26 protein-coding genes are annotated in these 25661 nt (G+C 26.6%); 25 read left to right on the forward strand and 1 reads right to left on the reverse strand.

From position 1 onward, the window contains the following. Window positions 1–118: 118 nt before the first annotated feature. The 12 genes from JYG23_RS02655 to spoVAE all read left to right on the forward strand — a co-directional run bounded on the left by JYG23_RS02655 (window position 119) and on the right by spoVAE (window position 11757). Window positions 119–622, forward strand: coding sequence for an ECF transporter S component (locus JYG23_RS02655; protein ID WP_207236908.1), 504 nt, complete (start codon window positions 119–121; stop codon window positions 620–622). Between the two features lie 324 nt (window positions 623–946). Further along, window positions 947–2869: a threonine--tRNA ligase gene (gene thrS, locus JYG23_RS02660; protein WP_207236909.1), complete on the forward strand. Its 1923-nt coding sequence runs from the start codon at window positions 947–949 to the stop codon at window positions 2867–2869. A gap of 180 nt (window positions 2870–3049) precedes the next feature. After that, window positions 3050–3577, forward strand: a complete 528-nt coding sequence (locus JYG23_RS02665) for a DUF4342 domain-containing protein (protein WP_207236910.1) — start codon at window positions 3050–3052, stop codon at window positions 3575–3577. 116 nt (window positions 3578–3693) lie between these two features. Next, window positions 3694–5109: an MBOAT family protein gene (locus JYG23_RS02670; protein WP_207236911.1), complete on the forward strand. Its 1416-nt coding sequence runs from the start codon at window positions 3694–3696 to the stop codon at window positions 5107–5109. A gap of 12 nt (window positions 5110–5121) precedes the next feature. Further along, on the forward strand, window positions 5122–6639 hold the full coding sequence (locus JYG23_RS02675; protein WP_207236912.1) for a DHHW family protein: 1518 nt from the start codon (window positions 5122–5124) through the stop codon (window positions 6637–6639). Between the two features lie 87 nt (window positions 6640–6726). Beyond that, window positions 6727–7413, forward strand: a complete 687-nt coding sequence (locus tag JYG23_RS02680; RefSeq protein WP_207236913.1) for a response regulator transcription factor — start codon at window positions 6727–6729, stop codon at window positions 7411–7413. A 5-nt stretch (window positions 7414–7418) separates the two neighbouring features. Then, window positions 7419–8840: a cell wall metabolism sensor histidine kinase WalK gene (locus JYG23_RS02685; protein ID WP_207236914.1), complete on the forward strand. Its 1422-nt coding sequence runs from the start codon at window positions 7419–7421 to the stop codon at window positions 8838–8840. A 111-nt stretch (window positions 8841–8951) separates the two neighbouring features. Next, window positions 8952–9257: an anti-sigma factor antagonist gene (locus JYG23_RS02690; RefSeq protein WP_207236915.1), complete on the forward strand. Its 306-nt coding sequence runs from the start codon at window positions 8952–8954 to the stop codon at window positions 9255–9257. Window positions 9258–9266: 9 nt separating this feature from the next. Next, complete coding sequence (spoIIAB, locus tag JYG23_RS02695) at window positions 9267–9716, forward strand: anti-sigma F factor (RefSeq protein ID WP_207236916.1); 450 nt, start codon at window positions 9267–9269, stop codon at window positions 9714–9716. A gap of 203 nt (window positions 9717–9919) precedes the next feature. Next, a complete protein-coding gene (gene spoVAC, locus JYG23_RS02700; RefSeq protein ID WP_207236917.1) occupies window positions 9920–10369 on the forward strand; it encodes a stage V sporulation protein AC in 450 nt (149 codons plus the stop codon). Between the two features lie 12 nt (window positions 10370–10381). Then, window positions 10382–11392 carry a stage V sporulation protein AD gene (spoVAD, locus tag JYG23_RS02705; protein WP_207236918.1) on the forward strand — a complete coding sequence of 337 codons (1011 nt, stop codon included), beginning with the start codon at window positions 10382–10384 and terminating at the stop codon, window positions 11390–11392. 11 nt (window positions 11393–11403) lie between these two features. After that, window positions 11404–11757, forward strand: a complete 354-nt coding sequence (spoVAE, locus tag JYG23_RS02710; RefSeq protein ID WP_207236919.1) for a stage V sporulation protein AE — start codon at window positions 11404–11406, stop codon at window positions 11755–11757. A 38-nt stretch (window positions 11758–11795) separates the two neighbouring features. Here spoVAE and JYG23_RS02715 read toward each other — a convergent pair whose 3' ends face one another. Then, the gene (locus JYG23_RS02715; protein WP_207236920.1) at window positions 11796–15185 is read right to left on the reverse strand and encodes a penicillin-binding protein 1A; all 3390 of its coding nucleotides are present in this window, start codon (window positions 15183–15185) and stop codon (window positions 11796–11798) included. Between the two features lie 113 nt (window positions 15186–15298). Between JYG23_RS02715 and yunB the strand changes: the two genes are divergently transcribed. The 13 genes from yunB to JYG23_RS14990 all read left to right on the forward strand — a co-directional run bounded on the left by yunB (window position 15299) and on the right by JYG23_RS14990 (window position 25659). Beyond that, window positions 15299–15865, forward strand: a complete 567-nt coding sequence (yunB, locus tag JYG23_RS02720; protein WP_207236921.1) for a sporulation protein YunB — start codon at window positions 15299–15301, stop codon at window positions 15863–15865. Window positions 15866–16064: 199 nt separating this feature from the next. After that, entirely contained in the window at window positions 16065–16898 is an 834-nt protein-coding gene (locus tag JYG23_RS02725; RefSeq protein WP_207236922.1) for an ATP-binding cassette domain-containing protein, read from the forward strand. Then, a complete protein-coding gene (locus tag JYG23_RS02730; protein WP_207236923.1) occupies window positions 16885–17613 on the forward strand; it encodes a hypothetical protein in 729 nt (242 codons plus the stop codon). The genes JYG23_RS02725 and JYG23_RS02730 overlap by 14 nt, the downstream gene beginning before the upstream one ends. A gap of 105 nt (window positions 17614–17718) precedes the next feature. Further along, window positions 17719–17994 (forward strand): hypothetical protein, encoded by a 276-nt coding sequence (locus JYG23_RS02735; protein ID WP_207236924.1) that lies wholly within the window; start codon window positions 17719–17721, stop codon window positions 17992–17994. Between the two features lie 20 nt (window positions 17995–18014). Next, window positions 18015–18626 carry a hypothetical protein gene (locus JYG23_RS02740; RefSeq protein ID WP_207236925.1) on the forward strand — a complete coding sequence of 204 codons (612 nt, stop codon included), beginning with the start codon at window positions 18015–18017 and terminating at the stop codon, window positions 18624–18626. A gap of 112 nt (window positions 18627–18738) precedes the next feature. Then, on the forward strand, window positions 18739–19080 hold the full coding sequence (locus tag JYG23_RS02745; protein ID WP_207236926.1) for a hypothetical protein: 342 nt from the start codon (window positions 18739–18741) through the stop codon (window positions 19078–19080). A gap of 136 nt (window positions 19081–19216) precedes the next feature. Further along, the gene (locus JYG23_RS02750; RefSeq protein WP_207236927.1) at window positions 19217–19792 is read left to right on the forward strand and encodes a hypothetical protein; all 576 of its coding nucleotides are present in this window, start codon (window positions 19217–19219) and stop codon (window positions 19790–19792) included. A 477-nt stretch (window positions 19793–20269) separates the two neighbouring features. Then, window positions 20270–21886 (forward strand): hypothetical protein, encoded by a 1617-nt coding sequence (locus JYG23_RS02755; protein ID WP_207236928.1) that lies wholly within the window; start codon window positions 20270–20272, stop codon window positions 21884–21886. A 226-nt stretch (window positions 21887–22112) separates the two neighbouring features. Further along, on the forward strand, window positions 22113–22574 hold the full coding sequence (locus JYG23_RS02760; RefSeq protein WP_207236929.1) for a MarR family transcriptional regulator: 462 nt from the start codon (window positions 22113–22115) through the stop codon (window positions 22572–22574). A gap of 58 nt (window positions 22575–22632) precedes the next feature. Next, window positions 22633–23964 (forward strand): MATE family efflux transporter, encoded by a 1332-nt coding sequence (locus JYG23_RS02765; protein ID WP_207236930.1) that lies wholly within the window; start codon window positions 22633–22635, stop codon window positions 23962–23964. A gap of 202 nt (window positions 23965–24166) precedes the next feature. After that, window positions 24167–24400 (forward strand): hypothetical protein, encoded by a 234-nt coding sequence (locus JYG23_RS02770; RefSeq protein WP_207236931.1) that lies wholly within the window; start codon window positions 24167–24169, stop codon window positions 24398–24400. Window positions 24401–24413: 13 nt separating this feature from the next. Beyond that, window positions 24414–24944, forward strand: coding sequence for a hypothetical protein (locus JYG23_RS02775; RefSeq protein ID WP_207236932.1), 531 nt, complete (start codon window positions 24414–24416; stop codon window positions 24942–24944). A 589-nt stretch (window positions 24945–25533) separates the two neighbouring features. Further along, on the forward strand, window positions 25534–25659 hold the full coding sequence (locus JYG23_RS14990) for a hypothetical protein (protein ID WP_256440286.1): 126 nt from the start codon (window positions 25534–25536) through the stop codon (window positions 25657–25659). Window positions 25660–25661: the final 2 nt, after the last annotated feature.

The raw sequence follows: 25661 nt of genomic DNA on the forward strand, positions 1-25661 counted from the left end.
TATTTGGTGCTTTTTTTCATGATTTCATCTGTACCCTTTTAAAAATATAATTCTGTATCTTTTGAAATGAACAGAATGATGTATAATGTTATTATAATAATTTTAGGGGGCTTAGATAATGAGCAAAAAAAATATAAAACAATTAGTATATACAGCATTATTTGCAGCACTAATTTATGTTACAACCTATGTAATTAAAGTACCATCAGTTGTAACTAATGGATATACGCACTTAGGAGATGGATTTATTTTTCTTGCAGTAATATTATTAGGTAGAAAAAATGGTGCAATTGCGGCTGCTATCGGTGCATCTTTGTCAGATTTATTAGGTGGATATTCTCATTATATTATACCTACTTTTATCATAAAATTTGTGATGGCATACATTATGGGTTTTATAATAGATAAAAATAAAGAAAGAAAATATTCTTGGTTAATAGGTGCTTTAGTAGGAAGTGTATGGCAAATTATTGCTTATTACATTGTAGGTTCTGTATTTATGGGTAGCTTTATATCAACACTTTTAGATATACCGGCAAATTGTATACAATCTGCATTTGGAATTATAATAGCTTTTTTATTAGGAAATCAGTTAAAGAAATTTATTAAAATAGATGAATAAAAATTGTTGACATTTCTATTAATTGATAATATACTATATACACTATATAAATATAGACTAATGCTATGAAAGATCGAGTAAGTTATAAACAATATCAAAGAGAATAAATGCCATGGGCTGAAAGCATTTTATATATGTGTAGCTGAAAACTAATCTAGAGCAAAATCTGAAACTTATTGATTAAGGTAAGGATTTGGTTAAGCGCCATAAGCTTTTGAGTCCCAATTAGGGTGGAACCACGAAATTACAACCTTCGTCCCTAAACACATTGTGTTTAGTGATGGAGGTTATTTTTATTTATAAATATTTTTTAGGAGGATTATTATGATTAAATTAACAATGCCTGATGGCAGTGTTCGAGAGTACGAAAAAGGAACTAAAGCTATTGATGTAGCAAAAAGTATAAGTGAAGGATTAGCAAGAGTAATTCTAGCTGCAAGCTATAATAATAAAACGATAGATTTACAACAAGAATTACAAGAGGATGGAACAATTAAGTTCTTGAAATTTGAAGACGAAGATGGAAAACATGCATTTTGGCATACTTCATCACATATATTGGCGCAAGCTATAAAAAGAATATGGCCAGAAGCAAAACTTGCTATAGGTCCTTCAATTAAAGATGGATTTTACTATGATATTGATTTAGATTATAGAATAGTAGAAGAAGATTTAGAAAAAATTCAAGCTGAAATGAAAAAAATAGTAAAAGAAAATATTAAGCTTGAAAGATTTGAATTACCAAGAGATGAAGCGTTGAAGTTTATGTCAGATAATAAAGAACCTTATAAAGTTGAGTTGATTAATGACTTGCCTGAGGATTCGATTATTTCTTTCTATAAACAAGGAGAATTTACTGACCTTTGTGCTGGTCCTCATATTGAATCAACAAAAAAAGTAAAAGCAATAAAGTTATTAAGTATCGCTGGAGCTTATTGGAGAGGTAGCGAGAAAAATAAAATGCTTCAGAGAATTTATGGTATAACTTTTGACAAAGCAAAAAATTTAGAAGAACATTTAAACATGTTAGAGGAAGCTAAAAAAAGAGACCATAGAAAACTTGGAAAAGAATTAGGATTGTTCTTTATGTCTGAAGAAGGACCTGGATTTCCATTTTTCTTGCCAAAAGGTGTAGAAGTTAAAAATGAGTTAGTTAAATTTTGGAGAGAAGTACACAAGGAAGCTGGATATGTTGAAGTTGAGACTCCTATTATCTTGAATAAACATTTATGGGAAACTTCAGGACACTGGTCCCACTATAAAGAAAATATGTATACTACTATGATAGATGATGAAGATTATGCAATTAAACCAATGAACTGTCCAGGTGGAATGTTAGTTTATAAAAATTCACCTCATTCATACAAGGATTTCCCTATTAGAGTAGGCGAGTTAGGTAGAGTTCATAGACATGAGTTGTCTGGTGCTTTACATGGTCTTATGAGAGTAAGAACATTTACACAAGATGATGCACATATATTTATGTTGCCTAATCAAATAAAAGATGAAATTAAAAATGTTGCAAATTTAATTGATAGAATATATAAAACTTTTGGATTTAGTTATAGTGTTGAGTTATCTACTAGACCAGAAGATTTCTTAGGAGATATTAAAGATTGGGATATAGCTGAGAATGCACTTGAATCTGCACTTAAAGAATTAGGCTTAGATTATAAAATAAATGAAGGTGATGGTGCTTTCTATGGTCCTAAAATAGACTTTAAGATAAGAGATTGCATAGGCAGAGAATGGCAATGTGGAACTATTCAGTTAGATTACCAGTTACCACAAAGATTTGAACTTGAGTATATTGGAGCTGATGGGCAAAAACATAGACCAATAATGATTCATAGGGTTGCACTTGGTAGTCTAGAAAGATTTTTTGGAGTTTTAATTGAGCAATATGCTGGAGCTTTTCCAACATGGATAGCACCAGTACAAGTTAAAATATTACCTATTTCAGATAAATTTAATGATTATGCTATGTCTGTTAAAAAAGATTTAGAAGCAAAAGGTATAAAAGTAGTCTTAGATGATAGATCTGAAAAAATAGGTTATAAAATTAGAGAAGCACAGCTTGAAAAAACACCTTATATGTTTGTTGTTGGAGAAAAAGAAAAAGAATCTAACACTGTTGCTGTAAGAGAAAGAAGCAAAGGTGATATAGGTTCAATGTCAATTGATGAAATTGCTTCAACTATAATTAATAAGATAGTAAATAGAGAAAATGATTCACCACAAGTATAGACTGTTGCAATTAAAAGACTTTTCCAAGTAAAAATGGAAAAGTCTTTTTTTTATTCATATATTTTTTAATTAAATATATTACAATTTCTAATTAATTTCTAATAATTGGTTAAAGATTAACTAATTATTAAAATATATAATATCATTAATAAATAAATTATATATAAATGGAGGCAGGATATGAAGGTTACAATTGAATTGATAGACGAATTAAGAAGTAGAGTGAATGTTTCTTATGAGGAAGCAAAAAGTGTTCTTGAACGAAATGACGGTGATTTAATTAAATCAATTATAGAATTGGAGAATAAAAAAGGTATCAAATCAAAAAACGTAAAGCAACACAATACAGATTTTTCTGAATTTGCCAATAAGGTATTTAGGTTCAGGTTTAGTGTTAAAAATAGGGATGGTGAAGTAATAATAAATATTCCGTTAATATTAGTAGCAGTAACACTTATAATGGCATTTTGGGTTGTAATTTTTGGTGTTATAATAGCAGTATTAACTTCATGCAATATGAAAATTTACAAAGCAAAAAGTTATCATGGATATGATAATATAAAAAAAGATGTAAAACATACGGTTAATAAAGTAAAGGATTCTGCTGATAAAATTTTTGACAATGATGAAACTATAAATAAAAACAAGTCCGATAATAAAAATAAAGCAGATGATAATGATGATGATAATGAAATAATTATAGAATAAGATTTAAATAAATTAGCGTTTTAGAAATAATTCTAAGGCGTTAATTTTTTTGACAAATTATAGAAATATATAGTATAATATTAAAATAGTAAAATATGTTTTACATGGAGAATGATATGGTTTTTTCTAGTATATTTTTTATTTATTTATTTTTTCCTATTGCTATGGTTTTGTATTTTGCTAATAAAAATATGAAATATAAAAATATAATATTGATTATAATATCCCTAACTTTTTATGCGTGGGGCGAACCAATATATGTTTGCATTTTAATTTTTAGTTCAATAGTAGATTATACAATAGGACAAATTATTGAAAGGAACCGCAATAATAAAGTATCTAAAATTGCAGTAGTTTGTTCTGTGGTAATAAATTTATCGTTGTTAGGAGTATTTAAATATGCTGGTTTTATAGTTCAGAATATTAACACTCTTTTCAATGTTAATTTGGAGTTTACTCCATTGGCATTGCCTATAGGTATTTCGTTTTATACATTTCAAACTATATCTTATAGTGTAGATGTTTATAGAGGAAATGTAAAACCTCAAAAATCTTTTCCAAATTTTTTATTATATGTTTCATTGTTTCCGCAACTAATTGCTGGACCAATAGTTAGATATTCTGAAATTGAAAAACAAATTAATTATAGAAATACATCAATAGATGATTTTAATAGTGGTATAAATAGATTCATTCTAGGATTAGGTAAAAAAGTATTAATTGCTAATGTTGCTGGTAGTATTGCTACATCTATTTTAGACTCAAAAATTAGTTCGTTAACCCTTGTATCAGGATGGACTGGCATTATAATGTTTACAGTTCAAATATATTTTGATTTTTCTGGATACTCTGATATGGCAATTGGTCTTGGTAGAATGTTTGGATTTACATACAATGAAAATTTTAATTATCCTTATATATCAAAAAGTATAACTGAGTTTTGGAGAAGGTGGCATATTTCACTTAGTTCTTTTTTTAGAGATTACGTTTATATTCCTTTAGGAGGAAATAAAAAACATCAACTATTTAATTTAATTATTGTTTGGTTATTGACAGGACTTTGGCATGGAGCATATTGGAATTTTGTACTTTGGGGAATTTATTATGGAGTATTTTTAATTATAGAAAAATTCTTTATTGCAAAATATTTAGATAAATCTTCAAATATCATAAAACACATCTATACACTTATTATAGTTGTTTTGGGTTGGGCGATTTTTTATTATACTGATCTAAGTAAATTAGGACAGTTTTTACTAGTTATATTTGGTGCTAGCAAAAATAGTTTTATTGACCTAAGCACAAAAATCTTATTGCAAAATAATTTCATTTTTATGGTTGTCAGCTTCATGTTATGTACACCTATTCTAAAAAAATTAAATGAAATAATATTGTTAAAAATTAGTTCGAAAACAATTTATGAAAATATTTATTATATTTTATTAATTACTTTAAATGTGTTAATTATAGTTTTAGTTACTGCTGCTTTGGTACAAGAAACATATAATCCATTTTTATATTTTAGATTTTAATAGGAGTTAAGTATGAATAAAGGTTTTTATAAAAAATTTAATATTTTGGCTTTTTTAGTAATTATTTTTATGTTCTTTCTGCTCAATTTGGTTTTTAATGATAATTCAACTGTTTCGTTAAGGGAAAAAAGAAAATTAACACAAAAGCCTAGCTTTTCTAAACAAGGATATATTAGTGGTTCATTCTTTAAAGAATTCGAACAATATTTTTGTGATAATTTTTTTTGTAGGGAAAATTTTATAGATATAAGCAATGGATTTGCTCATTTAAGAGGATATTCAAGTGATGGTGTTGAAATTATTAATACTAATAAAAGTATGATAGATATAGGGGAAAAAGATAATGAAAACAAATCAACAGATAAATCAAATGATAAGAATATTTATGAAAATAGTATTAGTGACTCAACAAACGATGTAAGAGTTTTTGATAATAATAATGTAAATAGTGATAGTAAAAGTACTAAAGAGATTGCAGATAATATATTGATAAAAAAGAAAAATAAAGACACTAATGATGAAATTGATGAAGAAGACAATAAGGAGTTAAACCAATATGGGCAATTTATAATAGTAAATAATACTGGATATGAATTATTTTCGTATAACGAATATTTTATGAGCTTTTATTTTAACGCAATAAACTATTATGCAGATAATGTTGATGAAAGTGTAAAAATATATTCATTGATAGCACCAACGTCAAGTGAATTTAATTTGCCAGAGAAATATAAAGAACTCTCAGATGCTCAATTGAGTGGTATAGAATATATAAATGGTAAACTTAGAGATAGAGTTGAGAGAGTTGACATATATACAAACTTACAAAATCATAGTGATGAGTATTTATATTTTAATACTGACCATCATTGGACTGCATTAGGTGCTTATAGAGCGTATGAAGCTTTTTTGAATTATAAAGGTGAAAAGCCAATTACACTTGATAATTATAAAGAAGTTAAGTGTAAAGATAAATATTTAGGTTCAATATTCAATATGACAGCTAGCAAAAAACTTACAAAAAATAAAGACGATATTTGGTATTATAATATAGATGAATCAATCACATATGAGGTGTTTGACAAAGAAAAAAATAGTACTATTCTTAATAGTGTTTTTTATACTGGATATTTTAATAAAGAAAACAAATATGCTTTATTTATGGGAGGAGATTTCCCATTTGCCAAGATTACTACACAGCATGATGATAAAGGTAAAATATTAATAATAAAGGATTCCTATGCGAATGCATTTATACCATTTTTGATACCTCATTATAGCGAAATTTATGTGGCTGATCCAAGAAGTTGCCCTTTTAACGTTATAGATGTTATCAATGATAATTGTATTAACGAATTAGCATTTGTAGACTACGCAATGGCACTTAAATTACCAGGTTTTTCGGATATGATTAAAGGTTTAGCTACAATAGAAGATAAGATAGATGAAAACGTAGATGAGAACGTAGATGAGAACGCAAATGAAAATGTTGATGAAGATGAAAATGAAAATACAGATGAAAATGAATAATTTCTAATGTGTTTTTAATTATTAGCTAAATTTAAATTAATTATATATATATATGATAGACAAAAGAAGTTAAAGGAAAGTGATTAAATGAATGATAAAAAGAAAATACTAATTGTTGAAGATGAGCAAAAAATTGCAAGATTTTTAGAGTTGGAATTAAATTATGAGGGCTATGAGGTAGTGATAGTTAATGACGGAAGACAAGGTTTTGAAAAAGGTAAAGAAAATGATATAGATTTGATTGTGTTAGATGTAATGTTACCAAGATTGAGCGGAATCGAGGTTTGTAGACGGATCAGGCAAACATCAGAGGTTCCTATAATTATGTTAACAGCCAAGGATGACATATCAGATAAAATAACAGGTCTTGATATTGGTGCAGATGACTATATGACTAAGCCTTTTGCGGTAGAGGAGTTGCTTGCAAGAATTAGAGTATTATTAAAGAGAAAATTTATAGATAAAAAATCTATAAATGATAATATTATTAAATGTGGTGAATTGTGTTTATATAAGGAAAACTTTAAGATTACTTATAGCGATGAAATAATAGAATTAACAAAAAAAGAATTTGAATTATTAGAATATCTTTTAGAAAACAGGGATATTGTTTTATCAAGAGAAAAAATATTAAATCATGTATGGGGATATGATTATTTTGGAGATACTAATGTAATAGATGTTTATATTAGGTATTTAAGAAGTAAAATTGATCAAAAGTATAATATAAGGTTAATAGAAACTGTGAGGGGAATTGGTTATACAATTAGGTAATAATAATGTTAAAAAAATTATTTTATTATATTTGGGTATTGCTTAAGTTTCCTTTTAAATTAATTAAACAGTTTTTAATAAGAATTTTGAAAAGATTAAAATTTTCTATTACATTTAAAATTTCTGTTTCTTATTTTTTACTATACGTAGTTGTTATTTTGGTCGTAACTGTGACAACGTCCGTTGGATATTTTATATATATACTCAATGATTTTAAGGAAACAACCATTGATAATCAACTAAATATTATTATGCAAAATATTGATAATTTAGAACGCATAAATGATTTGGGTGATGATGATAACATAAATAATATTAATATATATAATAGTAATTACAGAATGATATACTCTAAAAATGCAAGTTTGAATAATGTGAAATATACCAATAATATTATTTTAGTAGTAGAAGAAATTCTTAAAAATAAAACTTATGTTCATTCTGCTGAGTTTGAGATAAATGAAAAATATTATTATGTTAATATATATTATGATGTAAATTTTTTGATTTCTCAAACATTATATATAATTATATTGGTTTTTATTTCTGGTATATTAGGTCTTCTAATATTTATACCAATAGTTTCTAGGACAAGTGGTAAATTAATTAAGCCAATAAAAAAGATGACTCAAATAACTAAAACTATATCAGTTAATAATATAAATACAAGGCTTGACATAAGAGACAGCCAAGATGAATTAAAAGAATTATCCAGTACGTTCAATGAAATGATGGATAGAATTGAAGAAGGATATAAAACACAGCAACTATTTGTTTCTGATGCTTCACATGAGTTGCGTACACCTATAGCAGTTATAAAAGGGTATGTAAATATGCTTGATAGGTGGGGTAAAAATGACAAGGACGTTTTGGATGAATCTATACAAGCAATAAAGAATGAAACTGAAAATATGCAGGATTTAATTGAAAAGCTTTTGTTTATTGCTAGAAATGATAAACATACCTTGACATTCAATAAAGAGGATTTCAAAATTTCTGAAATTCTATATGAAATTAAAAAAGAAAGTTCTATGATTGATACCAAGCATCTATATGAGTTTAATTTTGCAAATGATGCAAATGTTTATGCTGATAAAAATAGAATTAAACAGGCAATTAGGATATTTATCGAAAATGCAATAAAATTTACTCCTGAGGGTGGGAAAATAGCTTTGTATGGTTATTTAGATGACGAATATTATGGTATAAAAATAGCAGATAGTGGAATTGGAATAGCAAAAAAAGACTTATCAAGAATATTTGATAGATTATATAGAGCTGAAGAATCACGAAATAGACAAATCGGTGGTCATGGATTAGGTTTGTCTATAGCTAAAATAATTATTATTGGACATAAAGGTAAAATAAAAGTTAAAAGCACAATTGGTAAAGGTTCTGAATTTACAATATTAATACCTCATATATAAAAGTACAAAATTTATTATATAAAGACAAAACAAGACAAAATAAATTAAAGCAATTTTTTTAATGTTATATTATAATAAGTTTATTATATATGAAGGGGATGTGAACTTTAAGTGAATGTTGTGTACATAGAAAATGGACAAGACTTATTGATTAAGCTTAAGGGGGAATTGGATCATCATTCTGCTACAGAGTGTAAAAAGATAATCGATGAGAAATTGACATCAGGTAAAATAAATAACTTAACTATTGATGTGAAAGGCTTAGACTTCATTGATAGCTCAGCAATAGGATTTATTATAGGCAGATACAAGGTTTTAAAAAAGAATGAGGGTAATTTAGATATTATTAATACTTCTCATAAATTAAAAAAAGTATTAGATATGAGTGGTATAGGCAAAATAATCAAAATAAAATAGGGGGAAAAAATGCAAGAAAATTATGTATATATTAAAATTCCAAGTTATTCAAATAATGAATCTTTTGCTAGAAGTGCAGTAGCGGCTTTTTGCTCCTGCCTAAATCCTACAATAGAAGAAATATCGGATATTAAAACAGCTGTTTCTGAAGCTGTAACCAATGCAATAATTCATGGCTATGAAAATAAAATAGGGGAAATAGCTATTGAATGCAGAATAGAAGGTAGGTTAGTTGAAATAATTATTGAAGATTTTGGATGCGGTATTTCAAATATTGAAAAAGCCAAAGAACCATTATTTACGTCAAAACCAGAGTTAGAGCGTTCTGGTATGGGATTTACAGTAATGGAGACGTTTATGGACGAATTAGTAGTATTATCTGAAAAAAGCATTGGAACAAAAGTAATTTTAAGAAAAAAAATTTCACAGAAAAATGAAAATATTAACAGAGTTAAATAAAAAAGGCACATAAAGTGCTTTTTTTTATGCATTATTAGTTAAAAAAAGCAAATAATAATGTTGAGGTGAAATATATGAAAAAAACATTAATTTTTCTTCTATTAGTTACAGTAATTTGTATAACTTTTTTTACAATAACTAATAATATTGATAAATCAATAAAGAAAATGCCAGAAAATGCAGTATTATTATAGGAGGTATAAATGAAGCAAAACAAACAAACTTATGCAAAAGTAGTTGATGAGTTTACTCCAAAAAATAAAATAATTAAAAATTGTATTTTAGCTTTTATTTTTGGTGGAGCAATTTGTACAATTGGAGAAGTGGTAAAAAATATACTAATTAATTTAAATTTTACTTCAGAAGATGCTGGTACAATGTCATCAGTTATATTAATTGGAATGACAGCATTGTTAACAGGGTTTGGAGTTTATGATAAACTTGGAAAGTATGGCGGAGCAGGTACTATTGTACCAATAACAGGATTTGCAAATTCAGTTGTGGCACCAGCTTTGGAATTTAAACGTGAAGGCTATGTATTAGGCTCAGCTGCAAAAATATTTACTATTGCTGGTCCAGTTCTTTTGTTTGGATATAGTAGTTCAATGCTTGTAGGATTTATAAGCTATGTATTAAAATTATTTGGCTTTTAAAAGGATGATATTATGAAAAAAATTGGAAAACAAACATACGTCATGGCTAATGATGTATTTATTAGAGATGCTTATACAATAGCAGGTACCAAAGAGGGCGAAGGTCCTTTAGGTGATAACATTGATTATATAATGAGTGATAGCACTTGGGGAGAAAAAACTTGGGAAAAGTGTGAAGCTAAAATGCAGCAATATTCTGTTGAAAATTTAATTTCAAAAAACAATTTGAAAAAGTCAGATATAGATTTAATGCTAGCAGGGGATTTATTAAATCAAATAGTTTCCTCGTCATTTGCAGCAAGAAGTCTAGAAATCCCATTTATAGGTCTTTATGGAGCATGTTCTACAATGGCACTTAGTATGGGAGTTGGTGCATTGTTAATAGACGGTGGCTTTGCTGAAAACGTTGTCTGTGTTACATCTAGTCATTTTTGCTGTGCCGAAAGGCAATATAGGATTCCGTTAGAATCAGGGGGTCAAAGACATATGTGTGCTCAATGGACTGTAACTGGTTCGGGTGCAGTGTGGTTATCCAAAAATAATGATAATAAAGACTTACCAAAGATCAAAAATGTTACATTTGGTAAAATTATAGATTTAGGGGTTACGGATTCAAATAATATGGGTGCAGCTATGGCACCTGCAGCTGCAGATACAATTAGACAAAATATAATTGATACTAATGTAAATATTGATTATGATTTAATAGTTTCTGGTGACTTAGGTACAGTAGGAAAGTCTATAGCCAATAAACTATTGCAAGATGAAGGAATAAATATAGAAAAAAAATATGATGATTGTGGAACTATTATTTATGATATAGATAAACAAGATGCTCATGCAGGTGCAAGTGGATGCGGATGCTCAGCGGTTGTCTTTGGTTCATTTCTGTATAAAAAGTTACTTAAGAAGGAAATAAATACTTTATTGTTTACAGCTACCGGTGCACTTCATTCACCTACCGTCTCATTACAGGGTGAAAGCGTACCTGGTATTGCACACAGTATAGGAATTTCAAATTAAGAGGTAAATATATGAATTATTTAATGAGTTTTATAGTAGGGGGGTTAATATGTGTTATAGGTCAATTAATTATGGATTTAAAAAAAGCGAACCCTGCCTACATACTAGTATCATTTGTAGTATCAGGAGTAGTACTTGGATATCTAGGAATATATGATAAAATAATTGAATTTGGATATTCAGGTGCAACTGTAACATTACCTGGCTTTGGGTACACACTCGCTAAGGGTGCTGTAGAGGAAACTGCTAAAACTGGTTTTTTAGGAGTATTAAGTGGAGGTATATCAGCTACTGCATCTGGAGTAGGTGCATCCTTAGTATTTGGATATATTGTTTCATTGATATTCACAGCAAAATCTAAATAACAAAAAACAGCTTATCTTTTAGATAAGCTGTTTTTTGTTTAATCATTAGTTATTATATCTATGTTGCTATCATCACCTGGTTCTTCTTCTTCTCCAGAATTATCATCACCATTGTTGTTTCCATTACCATTTCCATTACCGTTGTTGTCATCGTTATCGTTTCCATTATTATTATCTTGATTCTCATCATCAGGATTTTCAGGAGTCTCAACATCTCCATCTTCGTCATCGTTTTCATCACCATCTGATTTGTCTTCGTCATCTTTTATTGAATCATACCAAGTATTATAATTATGAACATTACATGGGTATATTGGTTCTTGATATTGAAAATCTTCTGTAAACATCGTTCTATATTCAAGTTGATCAACTGGTATACCATATATGCTTAATATTTCAATTGTTTGTTTAGTATTGTTGTTATCATTATTATTAATATTTGTAATCTTAAGGGTTACAAGACCAGGATAAGTATCTAGTATATCTTGTTCTGTAGAACCATTTCTAATATCTTGTTTTATTTGAAGATACAATTTGTTTGCTTCCAATAATTTTTCATAAGTAGCATTTTTAACATCGGGATATAATGATGGATTATATAAAACCTCTCTTGTTATAAATACCTTATCTATAATTGATGATTCAGGACAGAACTGATTTGGTAGCAAATTTGAATCTTTACAAACTTTTCTTGAAACGTGTGTTTTACAAGTTTCTTTTGGTTCTGTTCCTTTAACAAAATACTCAGTTACAATTTGACTTCCTCTTGGATCTTGAGAGCAAAGTTCAGTAGGTATTTTGCCAGATTGCTTACAAACTTGTACTTGAACAACTCCATCGGGAACTTCAAATTTAGCTGGTTGTTTATCTGAATGTATTGTCGTCATAATAGCTCCTAATAATCTAGCTGTCGTCGTACTGCTTTGAGATAACTTCATCGATGCATTATCATTACCTACCCAAACAGATGCTGTATAATATGGTGAAAATCCAATACACCATAAATCACCATTGTTTTGAGTAGTACCAGTTTTAGCAGCCATATCAATGCCTAATGCTTTTAATGAAGCAGCTGATGATAAACCATTTGTTACTGTTGTACGTAACATATCTTCTACAATAAATGCTACTTCTGGGGCTACTGCAACATTTGTTTTTGGAGTATTATCTATTATTATTTTTCCTTTGCTATCTATGACTTTAGTGTAACTAATTGGTTCCGTATATACACCACCATTTGCGATAGTTCCGTAAGCTGCAGCCATTTTTAATGGCGAAAAACCTTTTGTTAATCCTCCTAATGCTAATGAAGAAGGGTTAATGTCATTGTATGCTCGATTTTCTTCTGGTGTAACAAAAGTATCATTTTCAGGATTTTCTTTATCAATTAAACCTAACTTGGATAAATAATCGATACATGTTTCTGCTCCAAGAGTATTATACATATATACAGCGTTGGTATTGATAGATTGCTCAAGTGAGTAACGAATTGTTGTTAATCCTGAGTATTTAAAAGGTTTTGAATTATAATATTCAAACCAGTTTTTAGGCCATCTTTGACCTTTTTCATTGTACATAGGAATATCATCAATTATTGATGATGATGTATATCCATGGTCTATAGCTGATAAATAAACACAAATTGGTTTAATTGTAGAACCTGGTTGTCTTGCTGAATCTACGGCTCTATTAAATGTATTACTACCAACGATATTTCTACCACCAATCAATGCTTTTATTTGACCAGTTCTATGATCAAGTATTACTGTAGCTGATTGCGGCTGAACTATACCTCTTTCTTCATAAGTGTAATAATTGTTATTTATATATATAACATTATCTGCATCTATACTAAAGAAATCAGGTGATTTGTCTAAAAACTCTTTAAATATTTTAACTGTTCCTTTAGTTCCTTTTTTATCAACAATTTCATAATTATTTCCTATATTTAATCCAGATACATTGTGTGTTACTAATTGATTTTTTTCATCAACTGTATAACAGTTCACAATGTCTAAAGTTGAAGTATAAATATTTAATTTTTTTGAAGTAATTATTAAATTTCCATCTTCATCATTAGTATATTCACTAGGAAGTAGGTATACAGTATTTGAGTCATCCATTAAATTGTTATGTTCAAAATATAATACATGACCTGTGTCATTTAATACGTTGTTATATTTGTCTAGTGTTCCTACTCCAGTATTTCCTACCCATCTAAAACCTCTCCAATCTTGTAATAATGGTTTGCTTTCAGGAGGTGTTTTTCCTAGAAGGATTTCTCCAAAGTTTTCATACGTTTTTTCAATAGTTTTTTGCATTTCTACATCCATAGTGGTGTAAATACTTAAGCCACCTTTGTATAAATAGCTTTGTGCTTCTTCATATGTTAATTTATGAACACGCATAAGGTCTGCAATAACCTGTTTTTTTACATAGTCAGTAAAATTGTTTGCAGTAATTCCTTCAATTTTCTTTTGTCCTGGTTTTAAAGTAGTTCTTATGTCCTCGTTTATTGCTTCATCATATTCCTCTTGAGTTAATTTTCCTGAATTAAGCATTTCTTTAAGAACTATCTTTTGTCTTTTTAAACCAGTTTCATTGAATACACAAGCATATTGTATAGAGTCAATATAAACATATCCTACAATATCTTCTTCAGCTATACCCTCCAGATTATATAATGATACTCTATTGAAAGGTGCATACTTAGTTGGACTTTTTGGAATTGCTGCCAAAGATGCGCTTTCAGCAATTGTTAAATCTTCAACATTTTTAGAAAAATAAGCATATGCAGCAGCTTCCACTCCATAAGTACTTTGACCAAGTGATATTGTATTCAAATAGTTTTCAAGTATTTGACTTTTTGTAAGTTTTCTTTCCATTTGAATAGCGAGATACGCTTCTTTTATTTTCCTTTCTAAAGCTTTATCGCCAGTTAGGTATAAATTTTTAACTAGCTGTTGTGTTATTGTACTTGCACCTTGACCAGTTAAATTTCCACTCTTAAAGTTGCTTAATAATGCACCAAAGATACGTTTTATATCTATACCAAAGTGAGTTTCAAATCTTTTGTCCTCAATTGAAACAAAAGCATCTTGTAAATGTTTAGGCATTTTCTCTATCTTAACTATATCACGATTTTCATTCGCATCATGTATTTGCTCAACAAGATTACCATTTTGATCTAAAATAACTGAACTTTGAGGTAATGTACCAAGTATATTTGTTGGATCAATTTTTGGAGCATCTCCAATTACTTTAATTACCATTACACCTACTACTATGGCAGTTATAATAATTGCTGCAAGTAACATTAAAAGTAATACTCGCCATATTTTAATTTTCTTTTTTTTCTTTTTAGGTTTTTTGTTTTTGGGGTCTTTACCTTGATTGTTTTTTATATTTTTATTATTATTTGTCGACATTATAACCTCCGTATAATAAAATCTATGACATTATAACATAATGTAATGAATTATGCAATATAAGCAATTCTTAACAACTTTAAGCATATAATATAATATAGGGGGATAGTAAATTGAAAAAGTTGAAAAAGTTAAAAAAGTCTCATATTAAAATATTATTATTTACATTATTGGTTATATTTATACTTGTTTATTACATTATTGAAGTTCGAATAAAACCGGTTTTAGCTTCGATATGTGAGGTAAGGGCTAGAATTATTGCAACACAAGCAATAAACAATGCGATAAAAACTGAATTGCAAAAAGATGATCTGAAGGAACAGCTAATTGTATCTACATATGATAATGAAGGAAAAATAAATATGATAAGTACTAATGCTAATATTATGAATATACTTTCAGCAAATATAACAGCCAATGTTCAAGGAGCTTTAAAAGGGCTTACCAAACAACCATTTAGTATAAATTTAGGGTATGTTTTAAATAACTGGTTATTGCCAGACCTAGGACCTGAATTAGAGTACAATATTATTCCTCAAGGTAGTGTGTTAGTAGATTTTATAACGGAATTTGAGGAGTCAGGTATAAATCAAACAAGATATAAAATTTTTATTACTGTAACAGTGGAAATAAGAGTTATTAGTCCAGCTGTAACTAATGACACATACACAGTAAGCTAAATAGATAGTTAAGTTGCTCATCAAATTATGAGAGCTTTTATTGTTTTGTAAAAATAATTGAAGAAAACGTCGAAATATTTTCCAATAATGTTATGTAATAGTTAAAATTTTATGATAATATTAAGGTAGTGTAAATTGAGCTATAGAAAAACGGTTGAAAGTATTAAGCAAAAAATATATAAATAATGAGGTATTAAACATGAATAACTTAATTGAAATCAGTCATATATCTAAAAGTTATAAAAAAACATGTATATTAAAAGATATCAATTTATCAGTTCCTAAGGGAGAGACAATAACCTTAACAGGTCATAATGGGTGTGGAAAAAGTACTTTATTAAAAATAATTTGTGGATTGGCATCAATACAAGGTGGAAAAATAACTTATAGTCATAAATTGAAATTTAATTACGTTCCTGAAAAATTCCCCAAATTATCAATTACTCCTAAACAATATATTACTAAAATTGGGTTAATTGAGGGGCTGAGCAATAAAGAAGTTATTAAAAAAAGTGATTACTTTTTTAATGCTTTTCATATGGAGCAAATGATTGCAACTCCTATTATGTTTTTATCAAAAGGAACAATGCAAAAGTTAAATGTAATTCAAGCCATGCTTGTTAAGCCAGACGTATTACTTTTAGATGAACCGTTGTCAGGTCAAGACTTTGCTTCGCAAAAGCTTTTTATTAATATGTTAAAAGAACTGAATAAACAGGGTGTATCTATTGTTATGTCTTGTCATGAAAAGTTTCTAATAAATTTAATCTCTGATATATCATATGAAATAGTTAATGGTACATTGAAAAGACTTGATATTATGAAAAATAATGAAGAATACGATATATTACTATTTAAAAATGAAAATAATAATTTATATAACATTGATTCCATAATTAAGTTTACTGCTAAGGTTGATGTAATTGAAAATAATATTATTATTTATTTAAAAAAGGAATATAGTAATGATGTTATAAAACAAATGATGCAATTAGGCTTCAATCTAAGGAGGATGAATTTTGAAAATATATAGACATTTATTATCATATTTTCGCATTAATTATTTTAAAACTAATAAGATGATTATACCTGTTGTTACGTGGATAATTTTTTTAATTAGTTATTACTCAAATATTGGACAAACATGGATTGAAAGTGTTGTATTTTCAAGCATTTTTCTATTTGTAATTTCTGCTTGGATAGCGTATGTATACATGGATGGTATTAATATAATAGACGAGCAATTACTAATGTTAAAAGTTAAAAACTTTAATGTATACTATAATAGTAAAATAATTTTTGTATATTTAATAGGCTTTTGTTTGGGCTTGATGGGAATTGTTCTACCAATTATGTTAAATTATATACGTAAGTTTGCTTTATTTGGTGAGATAATAGATATTAAAAGCATATTTGGTGCATTGATATTTTATTTTATTATCAGTATATTAGCTGGAACTTTAGGAATGTTTTTTCAGCCACGGTATTTTAAAAATAGGAAAATATCAGTTACATTAACTGTGCTAATTACAATTATGACTATTGTTAAAAGCAGTATAATTAGAAAATATAAATTATCAAAATATATATTATGGATTCTCCCTCCTTTTTCAAATATTATTCAATGTTTTGATTCTAAACATATTTTTAATTTTTTAGGTTTAGGTATAGCCTTATGCTATTCATTTATCTACAGTTTTATTATGTTGATGGTTAGCAGATATTTGTTAAAGAAAACCCTTTTTTAGAAATTTATCTATTTAAAGAGTTGTTACTGTTTTATAGAATTATTAATGCAGTTGGATATACAAATTAATGATTTAATATAGAATAAAAAAGCTAGAGGTGAGAAAATGGACGAGGAAAAAATAACACAAGTATTTTCAAAGAGACTTGGGAGAATTTATGTTTTAGCAGCAATATTTATTCTAGTAATTGTTCCTATAACATTGTTTCTAACATGTTTCAAATTATTTCATTTCGTTAAAATACTTATGATAATTGTCTATCCCATAATAATGATATGTATAATTTATAATTTTAGATGCCCAAAGTGTGGTTTGCCCCCTGGTAGTTTTGTACATTTAAATAAAACATGCGATAAATGTGGAGCTAAATTGATTAAGTAATTAGTTAGGAGATTAATAAAGTGGTAAAAAATATTTTAATAGTTATAGCTATACTTGTCATTGCGTTACAAAGTGTTTTTATATTTAATCAGTTTAAAAGAATAGAAAGCTATGAACATTATGTTAGTATAGGGAATTCTATTATATTAATGGATACAGTTGAAAAAATAATTAGTATTCAAAACATATTAGATGAAGCTTTATCTAATAATAAAATTGATTTAAAAGTTTTAGATGATATGTTGTTAGATTATAAAAAAATTGACAAAGATAGTACAATAGTTGAGTTTCTATATAAAGCAGGTAATAGAAAAAAAAATAATACATATTATGAAATAGTGGATATGTATAATATGTATGAAGATTTTATATTATACACTAAAAGAAATATAGAAAAAAACAAAGAATTAAAAAGTACAAAAAGTTTTAATGAAATTTGCAGAAACAACAAAATTTTTATAGATATTATGGTTGAAATGGAAATAGTTGAATTTAGAGAAAACAAGTATATTACAACTAATAAATTTGTAGTATCAGAGCTAGTTAAAGATGATGCATATGTATTTAATTTATTTTACAAATATTTAAAACAATTAAGCGATGAACATTTAGAAAAAGTGAGGAACAATTAGAAAAATAATTAGAATAGTATAATTTTTATATAAGCAGGTAATAGAAATAGGTATTATTGTGAATAAAAAAAGCATATATAAATCAGTACTAGTTATTATGGGGTGTTTTTTAATGATAAAATTTATAACAGAATATGTAGTTGATTATATTCCAGACAATATCATATGTAATATTATGTCAATTATTGTTGAGGTACTTTTCATTCCACTAATTATATTAATTATTAATAAATTATTCAGAAATATTAAGAATAACAACAAAGCAAATCTAGCCTTTATTGCTATTTTTATAGTTAATTATATTTTCTTATTGATTATTTCTGAAATGTTTATTATTGATTTATTTCCATTTAGCGTAATTACTAATATAATTTCACTTTTCTTTGTTATTATAGTATTTCCAGTTATTGATACCATATTTGTAAAATTTATTTCTGATAGTATTAGACATTAATAATACGAGCTAATACATGACAGAAATCAGATAAGACTTAGGTAATATGACAGTTTAGTTATATCAAACAATGATACGTGGTGTCATATAATATTATTGATGTAGTACAAATTATAAATATTTATAAGGGGGCAATATGAAATATAAAAAAATTATAATTCTAGCTATTTTCTTCAATATTCTTTTTTTAATATTTAACGTATATTGTTTTAATAAAATGAAAATTACAACAATAGACGATGCACCTCTTGACTCAACAAGTAACCAAATAGAAAGTAATAATAACTATGACATTGATCTTTTGAAATTGGCAGATTATTTTAATCTTGGTTATGATAAAGCAATGATAAGTAATGAGTTTAAAGTTATAAAGGATTGCATAGATCCTTTGTATCATTTTAAAGATAATAATGTATTTTCTATTTCTTATGGTCTGGAAGGAGCTTATAAGATAGATAATAACACTTCTGTTAAAATTACAATTATAAAGGATGATACGTTAAATAATGGTAGCTATATATTTACAAATGCTGAAAAGTCCTTTGAATCATCAATGTATAAAATTAATAATACTTTTTTAATCTTTGATATTTTTACAAATGCTGATCTAGATGATAATGAAATAACAAATACTATGATTAAAGTCGGTGATTTTAAACAAAAATTTTATAATTTATATAATAATTATTTTGATAGTCTTAAAATAAAATAATAATAATTTATATTGAATTATAAAATTATATTATAAGGTAAAGAGTTTTGATACAAATCATTTATAATTTTTGATTAATTAAACGGTTTGTATTCTTTTTTTGTATGCAAAATTAATACAAAAAGTTAAGAGATTCGGTATTGTTATAGTAATTGCATTCTTAGTCATGTAAGAATTTACATGGCTACAGCTTCAAAAAAGAATTTAAACTGATTTATTTTCAGAAAAATCAAACATAGTGTACCCCTCTTTTACAGGTAGTATGACAAGAGTATAAATATTTATTGAAAAATCATATTTTTTATTAGGCGTAGTATAAAAATACAATTCTAAGGAAATACGATAAATATGTTGCTAAAAGTAAAAATATGTAATATAGTATATAAAAAAGTAAAACAAGAAAATAATATGTATTAAGTAAAAATGTGTTGTATTCAAAAGAGAAAACGCATTAACTATATAGGAGAAGTTAATAATATGAAAAAACTAATACTTTTAATATTAATAATATCAACATTAATGTTTAGTGCTTGTGGCAAAGAAGATTTACCATACACTATTGAAAAAATTGAAGCATCAGAAGAATCTGAATCAAAATATGTCATGTATGACCCAATTGATAAGATGGAAAACACAAAATGGCGTGATATGACTTTTGAATCATTTAAAACTAAGAATATAATATATTGGTTTGATAACTCAGTTGAAATGGATAAAAGAGTAAAATATGTATCTGATACATATATGGTTATAAATTATTTAATAGAAAAATATAACTTAAATGAAATTCCAGAGTATTATATAAGCCCTGATTTCTATAACCATATTGAAAAGGATGCTGTATACCTTAAATTAGATGAAGAGAGCAGTTGTATAGAAGATTTCATAATTCAGACTATGTTTAAATTAACTGATACAAAGTGCAATTATGGGTTAATATATGGAATTTCAAAGTCTATTGAAGATGAATTAAATACAGTTGCAAGTAAACAGGAGATTATAGAAAATTCAGATATATCAACATTTATAGAAAAAAATACAGAGATTATGGATTTAACACTACCTGTATTTATAACAGAATATTACAAAGAAGAAGATATAGAAAAGACAAAATATATAGCAAAAGATTTTGTTAAATATATATCTGAAAAGTATGGAGAGGACAAGCTTAAAGAGCTTCTATTAAGTTCATCGGAGTTAATACTTGACTTTGATAAGGAATACAAAATGTACTGCGATGAATGGCTAAAAAGTATAGGTTGCAATATAGCATTACAGGACGAAACATTGCCTGTCAGATATGAGATATATGGTGATGAGCATTATCCGATTGCAATAGTAACAAAATGGATGACATATTGTTTTCATAGAGAATTTAAGGATGAATGTGCAGAAATAACAGGATATAACGGTACATATCAGAATATGAAAGAATGTATACATACACTTGAAAAAGATATGAAAGATGTAAGAGACTTCTGGCCAGGAGAGTATAAAAAAGAAAATGTAGAAGATTATGTGACCTATTTTTATAATATAAAAGAATTCATGGAATTCCCAGGTACTTCAAGTCTGTACAAAATAACTTGTTATAGTTTAATAGCATATTTACATGAATATACACATACTGTAACATTCGATATAAAAAATAATAATATAGGATTTATTCGTGAAGGAATAGCGGAATATGGATTATACAAATTTAGCAACTATTATCAGAATAAACTAAAAATAAAAAGTATAAATGACATGAAAAATACAAATGACGAGGATGGTAAAAAAATCTATAAACTATTGAGTAAAAGTTATGGAGAAATTACTAATAACATTGATTATATAGATTTAAGTGAAGCGAATTTATATGTTTTATATAAAGAACGTGGGAAGAGTTTTTTAGAAGATGAGATTTTTTGTAATTATTTGTTTGCTCCATTGTTTACAAATTATTTACTATCAAATTATGGTATAGATAAATTTGTAAGAGTATATAATAACTTTGCAGATTTTTATATATATTATCAAAAATCCTTTGAAGATATGAAACAGGAGTATATTGATTATTTATTTGAAAAATATGAGCCATATTATCAATAACTATTATTTAATTATTGATAATTTATTGTATGAATTAATAATTGAAAAATATAGTATGGGTACAATGATTTATCAAAATTGCTGAGATGAGGAAATTATTTTTCATGCACTCCAACATTTATTATAGAACACAAATAATTATTGACATCCAAAAATAATTAGCTTACAATAGTTAGGTAAAACTAATTAGATAAAATTAACAATATAAAACATTTGGAGGTTTAAAATGATAAACACAAAAAATGATAAGCGTGATATACGTGATGTAATGAAGAAATTTCATCATGATATTGCTATTAATGATTTGAAAATATTATATAAATGTAATGCAAAATCTAAATTAACGTATAACAGCTTAATGTATTTGGATATTATAGGTGGAAAAAATGGAAAATACACAGCTTCTGATATTGCTAAAATACTTCATATTGAAAAACCATCAGTTACACAAAAGTTAAATATTCTTGAAAAAGCAGGATATATTTATAAAAAGCAAAGTGAAGAAGATAAGAGGATTTTCTATTTATATGTAAAAGATAATGAAGATGATCAAGTTGAACAAGAATTCAAAAAATCAGACTATGCAGCAGAAAAAATGTTAAGAAAGAATTTTTCAGATGAAGATGTAAGTAAATTTTTTGATATGATTGAGTTTATGGGTGATGTTTTACTTAAACAAGAAGTATGATAAATGAAATAGTAAATATTAACATTTCAAAAATTTGGAATTACGGAAGGAATTAAATATGGATGAGAGACAGTTCGGCACATTACCATCAAAAACGGTATTTATAAAATTTGTTGTGCCAAGTATTTTAAGTATGGTTTTTTCATCGATTTATATGATAGTCGATGGTATTTTCGTAGGAAATTTAATAGGAAGTGATGCACTTGCAGCGGTAAACTTAGTAATGCCAGCAGTTAGTATAATAATGGCAATAAGTAACATGATCGCAGTGGGATCTTCAGTAAAAGTATCTATAGCATTAGGAGAAAAAAATTTTGATAAAGCAAACAAAATTTTTTCAACAAGTTTATTTGCAATTTTCTTAACAGCGTTAGGGTTTATGATAATAATGTTATTTTTTACTGATAACATTTTGAACTTCATAATTAAAGATAAAAATCTTATGAATATTGCAAGAGAGTACATAACAGTGTTTATAGTTTTTTTCCCAATTTGTATGCCTTTGTTTGCTATGGATAATTTTACAAGAGCTTGTGGAAAAGCTAAATATAATATGTATATAAATATTGGAGTTTCAGTATTTAACATATTTTTAGACTGGTTATTCCTTGTGGTTTTGCATGGTGGTATGAAGGAAGCAGCACTTGCAAGTTGTATAAGTATGAGTATTGGTGTTGTTTTTATGTTTATTCCCTTTATTATGAAGAAAAATACTTTGAGATTTTCAAAGCCTAATCTTTCATTTAAAGAATTTTTAGGAATTTTATATTTGGGATTTTCAGACTTCTTTAATTCAACAGCAAATTCAATCATAGCAATAGTTGTTAACGCCTTGTTACTTAGCTACGGTGGAGGTAATGGTGTTGCGGCTTATGCTATTATGATGTATATAAGTGGTATATTATTCTCTGTAATTTATGGAATGGCAGATTCTATGACTCCAGCTATTAGTTATAATGTTGGAGCAAAAAACATGGCGAAAACAAAAGAATTTTATGGTATTTGCATAAAGTTTGCTATTACGGTATCTTTGGTATTAATACTCGTATTACAATTATTTCCTGAACAAATTGCAAGATTATTTGTAAAGGACAATAATATGGAGGTTATAAGAATAGCAATAATGGCAATTAGACTTATGTCTATAATGTATATATTTGCAGCTATGTGTATTGTAATAAATGCTTTTCTGGTAGCTTTTGATATGGCTCGTGAATCAATAATTATTATGGCACTAAATTCAATAGTCTTCCCACTTTCGATAGTTTTCATAGCGGCAAAGCAATTCGGACTGAATGGAATATATGCAACAAGTTCAATTTCATCATTCTTGGCATTTATTGTATCTATAATAATTTGGAAAAGAGTAAAAAAAGATAAATTTATTTAAAGAAATCAGTTTTAGTATAATTATTAAATACGTTAAATGTAAAATTAAATTTCACTATTTTAGAAATGTTTATTTTACACAACTAAAATCCACTTCTATTTCGGAGTGGATTTTTTTGTGTAAATTTAAATATATTAACACCAATGTGTAAGTTTAAGTAGCTAAATAATAAGGAGAATAAGAGAAATCTTACAAGCTAATTTTGAATAAAGAATATGAAGATTTAACTAAAGTATTTTTATTGCTTCTTTCATGTGCAAATGAACTAACTACAAAAACATATAAATATGGTACAATAATTCATAATTTGACAAATATAGTCAATTACTATATATTGATTGTAGAAATGTATTTGTATAGTTTTGGGGAAATTTTAAAAAAATTATACATAAAGACAGTAAAAAGAAATAGTTTATTTAGTAAATTAAAAAATTAAAAGGATGGTTAAAATGGTAAAAAAAACAAATATTTTAAAAATCTTTATTCTGTTTATATCAATATGTTCTATCATTCTTATTATTTTTTTAATAAATTTAAACAAAGGTGCTAATGTTAATAAATTTTTGTCAGAATTTTTAAATGAAAAAGAACATTTAGACGATAATATTTATAAAAATTATAAAAAGTACGATTTTTTAGTAATATTAACTGGTAACAATTATAACAGGGAATGCTATAATTGTGTTGATAATAAGAAGGTTATAAAAGAATTCATTGAAATGATAAAAAAAGGGGAGCCTAAAAAATTAAATAAAAGAGAAAAAAATATTAAATTTTCTGATATACATGTAACAGTATATTTAAGTATTCATGAGAATATGTATAATGAACAAATAATGTTTACTTTTGATAATTCAGAGCAATTTCGTTTAACTACACTTAATGATGAATTTAATAATGTTTATAAGTTAAAATATAAATTGGACGAAAATTTTTATAAATATTTTATAGAAAAGTATAATATGAAAAAAGAAAAATAAACTATATTTTTGGTATATGAGAAACATAGCACCCTCTTCTGTTTGCTATTTCACTTTTTATTATCACTAAGGCTTTTAATTTATGTTAATTAATAGCTTGTCACCTCTTTTGAAGTAGTAATAAATATAATTTAAATTAATATATACAATAATTCAAAATTTGACAAATATATGCAATTACTATATATTGATTGTAGAAATGTATTTGTATAATTTGGGGGTATTATGAAAATATCGAAATATGATCATACAAGATTTGCTATAGTTAAAGCACCACAACTTTATTGTGCTATGGGTAATAAAAAGAAAATATAGTGTTTAGATTACTATATAAAAAATAATAAAGATATAGAAATTATATTAGGTGATGTAAAAAAATATGTAACAAGATCTTTAGGGAAATTTTAAGAAATAACTTAGATTTTGTGTCTAAAGTTATACACTAAAACCATAAAACAAAAAATTTGAGTTTAAACTAAAGAGTAAGTGCACCCACTTGCTTTTTTTGTATGCAAAATTAACACAAAAAAACTGTGATTATTCTAAAATATAAACATAAGATTATAATAATACATGGGAGGTGTATATATTGAAAAAAACAGCTATTTCTACTATAGTTGTAAAGAATAAGTTTGTTTCAAAAACTAAAGAGGAGAGGGAAGAAAATATTGCCAATATTATCGCAAGAATTATTAATTCCGAAAACTATGCATAGAA

This window comes from Sedimentibacter sp. zth1 (assembly GCF_017352195.1).
GTDB lineage: Bacteria > Bacillota > Clostridia > Tissierellales > Sedimentibacteraceae > UBA1535.